Here is a 1572-nt window from a genome sequence, read left to right on the forward strand (position 1 = left end):
CCGATGGCGGCCGAGGTCCCGGTGGCCGACGAGGTCGCCTGGCAATCGGTCCGGATGCTGCTCTGACCGGGTGTGGCCGGGCAGACATCGGGTGCCGCCGACGCCGGCGCCGCGGCGAAGGCAGTGCCTCCGGCGGCGAGCAGGGTGAAGGTCGCGATGCCCGCGGCCCGTCGCGCGGAACTGATGGTGAATGACATGTGAGGTCCTCCCGAGAACTCCGTGCACCGCCCCGACGACGATGTCTGAATCCGACGATGCAACGGAGACGTCGAGCGTCAGCGCCCGCACGGTCACCGCTTGATAACGAAAAGTCACGGGGCGGTAACGGCTGACGGCTGGGGCTCGCTGGTCCGAGAAGACCGATATGCGGTGTTACCGTGAGACGCGGTTGAGTAGCAGCCCGATTCCGGGCACCTGAGTCGATGTACGTCGACGTCGCGACAGGTCCGACGTAAGGGCACTCACATGACCGATCGGTCCACCGACGACGCGACCCCACGGTCCGACGACGACAGCGAGTCGGGGGCCGACCAGCGGACGCCGCTCATCGCTCCACCGCGACTACGTACCGAAGACGACCGCGGGGCAACGAGACTCGAGTTGTTCTTCGACCTCGCCTACGTGCTGGTCATCCATCAGTTGGCCCTGGCGTTGAAGGCCGATCTGGGCTGGCACGGCGTCGCCGTGTTCACCGGCCTCTTCGTGGTGACGTGGTGGTCCTGGGTGACCACCACCCTGTACGCGAACCGCTTCGACACCAACGACGTCATCTATCGGGTACTCAAGCTGGCCGCGACGTTCGCCGTCGCGGTGATGGCCGCAGCCGCGGCCACCGCGGTCGGTGGCGACGGGACCGTCGCGTTCGGGGTGGGCTACATCGCGACGCGCGTCATCCTCGTCGTCCTCTACCTGCGCGCCTGGCGCCACATCACCGACGTGCGGGCCACCATCGACCTCTACCTCGGCGCCACCGCGATCAGCGCGTTGATCTGGTCGGTCTCGTTGTTCACCCCGTCGCCCATCACCTACGTCCTGTGGGGTGTGGGCATCGCGGTCGAGGCGGGTGCGCCGTTCGCCGCGACCCGGTGGGGACCGGACGTGCCGCTGCACCTCACGCATCTGCCGGAGCGATTCGGGTTGCTGGTCATCCTCGTGCTCGGCGAGGCCATCTCGGCCATCGTGCTCGGCATGAACGAGACCGAGTGGGCGTGGTCGTCGCTGGCGGTGGCGGCGCTGGGCTTCACCATCGCGGCGGCGGTGTGGTGGATGTACTTCGACATCGGCGGCGCCGAGGCCAAGACCGAGATCCAGGACGACGACAGCGCTGTCGACAGCGGCCGCGCGGACGGCTACATCTACGGTCACCTGCCGCTCACGCTCGGGGCCGCGCTGCTGGGCATCGGCATCGGGCAGTACGTCCTGCACCCCGTGGGGGAGCTGACCGACGCCGGTCGGTGGGTGCTCTGTGCGGGAGTGGCCCTGTTCATCGTCGGGGTGTGCGCCATCCTCGGCTGGTCGTCCGGCCACTGGAAGACCGTGTTCCCGTGGCCGGCGCTGGCGATCCCGGTGGTC

Annotated in this window: 1 protein-coding gene and 1 pseudogene; one reads left to right on the forward strand and one right to left on the reverse strand. The window is 68.6% G+C overall.

Annotated elements, in window-relative coordinates:
• Positions 1 to 197 (reverse strand): annotated as a pseudogene (locus tag JHC79_RS23730) (hypothetical protein); the annotation flags it as partial.
• 268 nt (positions 198 to 465) lie between these two features.
• On the opposite strand from JHC79_RS23730, the gene JHC79_RS23735 reads away from it, so the two are divergent.
• Positions 466 to 1572: low temperature requirement protein A (locus tag JHC79_RS23735; protein ID WP_296395555.1), on the forward strand; the 1107-nt coding region annotated here is incomplete at its 3' end.

Source organism: Williamsia sp. (assembly GCF_016462415.1).
Lineage (GTDB): Bacteria > Actinomycetota > Actinomycetes > Mycobacteriales > Mycobacteriaceae > Williamsia_A.